General features: G+C 67.4%; 4 protein-coding genes and 1 pseudogene. 2 read left to right on the top strand and 3 right to left on the bottom strand.

What is annotated here, in order from left to right; all coding sequences use genetic code 11:
• From RMO04_RS10040 to RMO04_RS10050, 3 genes and pseudogenes are all read right to left on the bottom strand, one after another.
• Positions 1–286 (bottom strand): annotated as a pseudogene (locus RMO04_RS10040) (flagellin); the annotation flags it as partial.
• A 10-nt stretch (positions 287–296) separates the two neighbouring features.
• The gene (flgK, locus tag RMO04_RS10045; protein WP_309644645.1) at positions 297–2,387 is read right to left on the bottom strand and encodes a flagellar hook-associated protein FlgK; all 2,091 of its coding nucleotides are present in this window, start codon (positions 2,385–2,387) and stop codon (positions 297–299) included.
• Between the two features lie 317 nt (positions 2,388–2,704).
• Entirely contained in the window at positions 2,705–2,848 is a 144-nt protein-coding gene (locus RMO04_RS10050; protein ID WP_309644646.1) for a hypothetical protein, read from the bottom strand.
• Positions 2,849–2,933: 85 nt separating this feature from the next.
• On the opposite strand from RMO04_RS10050, the gene RMO04_RS10055 reads away from it, so the two are divergent.
• Positions 2,934–4,256: a flagellar hook-length control protein FliK gene (locus tag RMO04_RS10055; RefSeq protein ID WP_309644647.1), complete on the top strand. Its 1,323-nt coding sequence runs from the start codon at positions 2,934–2,936 to the stop codon at positions 4,254–4,256.
• A 9-nt stretch (positions 4,257–4,265) separates the two neighbouring features.
• Positions 4,266–4,991, top strand: a 726-nt coding sequence (locus RMO04_RS10060; protein ID WP_309644648.1) for a flagellar hook assembly protein FlgD, incomplete at its 3' end; no start/stop codon positions are given.

The following is a 4,991-nucleotide window of genomic DNA, read 5'->3' on the forward strand; positions in this document are numbered from 1 at the left end:
CGATCGCCTGGCGAACCCCGTCGGCCGACTCGGCGACCTGGTTCAGGCCGAAGTCCTGAGTGGTCAGCTTGTCGGCGATCAGCTTGTTCTGCTCCAGGTAGCCGCTTAGCCGCACGTCGATGGACCGCATGGCGGTCAGCATGTCGGCGTTGCGAGAGAAGTCCTTCAGGTCGTTGCCCTTCTTCTGGGTCGCGACCTGGTTGCCGGCCTCCATCTGCCGCTGCTGGGCGGCCATGATGTTGGAGAGGACCTGATTGTAGTTGCCGGTGGTGGAAACGCGGTTCATGGCGCTGGCCCTAGATCATGTTGGTCAGGACATCGAACATGTCCTTGGCGGCCTGGATCATCCGGGCCGAGGCGTTGAAGGCTTGTTGATAGGTGGTCAGGCGGACGAGCTCTTCGTCGATGTTCACGCCCTCCACCGAGTCACGGCGGGCGATGGCCTCGTTGGAGACCGACTCCGCGCTTTGCTTTCGGGTGTCGGCGCCCTGGGCCTGCCGCCCGATCGACCCGCCGAACTCCGAGGCGTAGCGCGACACGGTCATGCTGACCGCGCCGAGCTCGCCCGCGGCGCTGAAGTTCGCGACGACGTCACCGGCCGCGGCGATCAGCCGTGCGCCCCGGCCATCGCCGGCCGCGATCGCCGGCCGACCCGCGGCCACCGAGAGATCGAGCGTCGCCAGGCTGAGTTTCATGGGGTTGGACGTCAAGGCTTGGTCGACCTTAAAGCGGCTTGCCCGAGTGGACCGCTCGAGGGCGCCCAACCCGAACAGCTGGCTTATCGACCGGCCGCCGACCCCGCGCTCCGTCAGGTCCTGAGTCACCGACAGGGTCGCGTTGTTCGGAGCCGAGCCCGCGAAGGTCATGGCGCCCTTGCTGTCCAGGCTGAAAGTCCCGTACAGGCCAGCGCCCGTGGTGGGGTCGTTGAGCGACGTCAGCAGGTCGGCCATGGTGGCGCCGGCCGGCACGGCGACATTGATGTCGCGGATCGGCTTGCCGTCAGGGTGAGCCAGCCGGAAGCTGATCGTGTCGCCCGCCGTGAAGCCATGAGGGTCGGTGGTTCGCAGGCCGGTGTCGTAGGTCGACGTCGCGCCGGTGCGGATCATGTCGTTCAGGCCGAAGAAGTGCGAGAAGGCCTTGCCGGCCTTCTGTGAGGTGCCCTCATCGATAGCCAGACCGTTCGTGCCGGCGGCCTCCAGCTTCAGCGCCCCGTTGACGAAGGTGGCGGTCGCCGCGCCGCCGAGGGCTGCATTCAGATTGGTCAGGAAGTTCGCGGGGGTGAAGGCGCCGCCCGGCGTCATGGTCATGGCGTTGAAGTCGATGGCCACGGTGCTCTGCGCCACACCGGCCTGGTTCAGCACCGCGATCCGTGTCTGACCTGAGAATCCGGCGACCGCCGTCGGCAGGTCCAGGCCCGTGTCCCGCCCCTGCAAGACCTTCGGCGGCGGAATGGTGGTCGACTTGTTGTGTGCGGCGTTGATCTGTTCGGACGCCCGGCTGATGAACTCGCCAAGCTGATCCTGAATCCCGGGCAGAACGTCGTCGCGCAGGTCGAGCAGCCCGCGTATGCGACCGCCCGTCACCTGGATGGGCTGGGCGAAGCCGATGCCATTCGTCGGCTCGACGGCGATGTACCCCGCGGTCGCGTCGGTCCGGTTGTAGCTGAGCTTCGCCGCCCTTCCGTCGCCGGCCAGCATCAGGCCCTCGACCGAACGTATGGTCACGCCGCCGGTCTGCTTCTGGGCGACCTGCACGTTCATCAGGGTCGCCAACTCGTCGACCAGCTGGCTCTGAATGTTCTCCGAGCCCGAGGAATCGGCGTTGGCCAGCTTGGCGCGGCTGATGTCGGCGTTCAGGCGATTGATGGTGTCCAGCAGGTCGTTGGTGCGGTCCACATCGGCCTTCACCTGCGCGTCGACGGTCTTGCCCAGATCGTTGATCTGTCCGCCGATCCGGCCGCCCTCGCTCAGCAGGTCCTGCACCTTTGACAGCGCTTGGCTTCGCAGCAGGGACGAAGAAGGATCGTCGGACACCTGGGAGAAGGCATTGAACACCTCGTCCAGCTTGCTGAAGAAGAAGTTGTCGCCTGACGGATCGCCGAACAAGCTCTGCGCATTGTCGAGGTATTGGGAGACCACGTCCCACCGGTTCGCATCGGACGAGGCCGTCAGCGTCGCCATCTGCAGGTACTGGTCGGTGATGCGTTTGACGCCGGAGATCTCGACGCCCATGCCCATGCCGCCGACGACCAACGAGTTCTGATCGGCCATCTTCCGGACGTAGCCGGGCGTGTTCACGTTCGCGATGTTGTCGGAGACCGTGCGCAGGCTGATCTGCGAGGCCAGCATGCCCGACGAGGCGGTCTTCAGGATCGTGGTCAGCGACATGGTTTAACTCTCGCCTCGGCAAAGCCTGTCACCACACCCGGCGGATTCTGCCGGGACCATGGTGAACGCCCGCGCGAGGGGCTCCAAAAAGTACAGCGTTTTCAATGTCGTCCCCTTCTGGGCGCAATGAACTCGCGAAACACGGCGCAAGACCGGCGCCAGTCCGGTCGTGCCGCCCGAAGTCTGCGTCAGCTCGTCCATCGTCGCGGCCGGCCCAGACCGGCAGGGACGACCTATCCACGCCGCTACGCTCGGCAAAAAGCGCCGCCGCCAAAGGGCCGACAGACAGTGTGTGGTTCACCATTTTTCTTGTATTTTCAACGCTTTATGGGCTTGTCGGCGAACTGGCGCAAAGGTTGCTCCAACCCTTCCGAATGAACGCGGCGCAGGAAGCGCTTCCTTTGATCCGGCCCCACCTGTTCAGGGCCGATCCCGGACGAAATGACAACGTCGTCGCCCATATCGCCCTCCGCCAATGCGGCCGCCGGAGCCTTCGGTGCGCCTGGACCTGGCGTCAAAGGTCAGGCCACGGGCTTTCAAGCCCTGTTGGCGACGTTCTTCGGCGCCCCGGGCGAGGACGAGGCCGCGCTGGGTCTGTTTGGCGAGGCGATCGCCAAGGATGAGGCCGGCGCGACCGACGCCCCCGCCACCGACGTTGGCGCGACGCCAGGGGCCAACGCCGACGCTCTCGCCTTCGCCGCTCAGCTCGCGGCTCCGCCGCTGGCGACGCCGCCACCCGCCACGCCTGCCCCGGATGGAGAGGCGCCGACCACGGCGGCCTCACCGCCCCCGTTCACCCCCGTCGCACCACAGGACCTCGCCGCCGCCGTCAGGCCCACGCAGAACGATGCGCTCGCGGCCGAAGCCGTCTCGGCCGACGCGGTCGCGGCCGGAGACGTCGCGGTCGCCACCAATGCCAGGACCCCGGACGACAAGGCCGGTGATCTATCGCAGCCGCTTCCAGGCCTGAACACGCCGCGCGCGCAAGTCGCCAACGCACCTCCCGCCGTTCCGCCGCCCGTCGTCGCATCGCCGGTCACGCCCGCGCCTGTGACCGCCTCCGTCGAGGCTCTCGCGCCCGAGATCGCGGCAGTGACCGAACCTGTGAAGGACAAGTCCGCGCCCGCCCGTCCCGGCAAGACCACTGACGCGCTACGCAAGTCCGCCGCCGCTCCGGTGGGCCCGCCTCTCGACCCGGCTCTGGAGGTCGCCCCCAACTCTGCCGCCTCCGCGGCAAGCGCGACAGGCGCCGCCGAGGACGCCTTCGCAATCGAGATCGACGCCACCGCGCCGCTCGTGCGCGAGACCAAGCCCGACAACGCCGATGCGCCCGACGGGCAGCCGCCCGCCCCTACCAGCACGGCGACCCTGGCCGGCGCCGCGGTGCCCCCCCCGACCCACACCGCGGTTCGCGGGTCGCCTGAGACCGTCGCCAACCTCGCCGCCCAGATCGTGAAGAAGCTGGAGGGCCGCTCCACCCGCTTCGACGTCGAACTCAATCCGGCCGGCCTCGGCCAGGTCAACGTCGCGGTCGAGATCGCCGCCAACGGCAAGATGACGGCGGCCATGTCCTTCGAGACCCAGCACGCGGCCAACGAGCTGCGCGGTCGCTCGGCCGACCTGCAGCGTGCGCTGGAACAGGCTGGCTTCGACGTCTCGGGCGGGCTCAGCTTCGACGTCGCGGGCGACCGCGGCGAGGGCCGCTCGGCCTGGGCCGACCAGCAAAATCAGCAGGCGAATGGCGGAGCCTGGCGCGGCCGGGCCTTTCAGGCCGTGCTCGGAACCGCTGGCGACGCGGCTGACGCCGCCGCCGCCAGCGCCCTCAACCTTCAGCGCCGGACCTCGTCCGGCGTCGATGTCCGAATCTAGGAGACGCCCATGGCCGTCGACGCCACAGCCGCCGCCAGCGGCGCCTCAGCCTCCGCCGGGGGCCGCACGCGCCTGGTCGAGAGCTACGACACCTTCATGAGCCTGCTGACCGCGCAGATCAAAAATCAGGATCCGCTGTCGCCGATGGACTCGACCCAGTTCACCCAGCAACTCGTCCAGATGACAGGGGTGGAGCAACAGCTCCTCACCAACGATCTGCTCGAAAAGCTTGTCGGCAATACCGGGTCTGGCATTCAGACGGCGGTGAGCCTGATCGGCAAGGAAGTCCGCGCCACCGGCGCCGAGGCCAAGCTCAACGCAGGCAAGGCCGAATGGACCTACAAGCTTGATGGCGAGGCCAGCGACCTGACGGTCGAGGTGCTCGATAGCAAGGGCCGTGTCGTTCAGACGGTGAAACCCACCGATCTCAAGGCCGGCGAGCACAGCTACACCTGGAATGGCAAGGATCGCACCGGCGCCCAGCTGCCCAACGGCGGCGCCTACACCCTGCGCGTGACCGCCAAGGACTCCACCGGAGCCGGACTGGGAACGACGACCTATGTCGACGGTGTCGTGACAGGCGTCGAACAGGTCGACGGAAAGACCCTCATCACCGTCAACGGCGTCCGTATCCCTTGGGAAAAGGTCACCTCCATCAAACAAGTCGAAGAGGCTGTCAAAACGGCCGCCGACGACACCGTCAACCCCGATGCGGACGACCAGAATCCGCCGTCC

The organism is Phenylobacterium sp. (assembly GCF_031412415.1).
GTDB lineage: Bacteria > Pseudomonadota > Alphaproteobacteria > Caulobacterales > Caulobacteraceae > Phenylobacterium.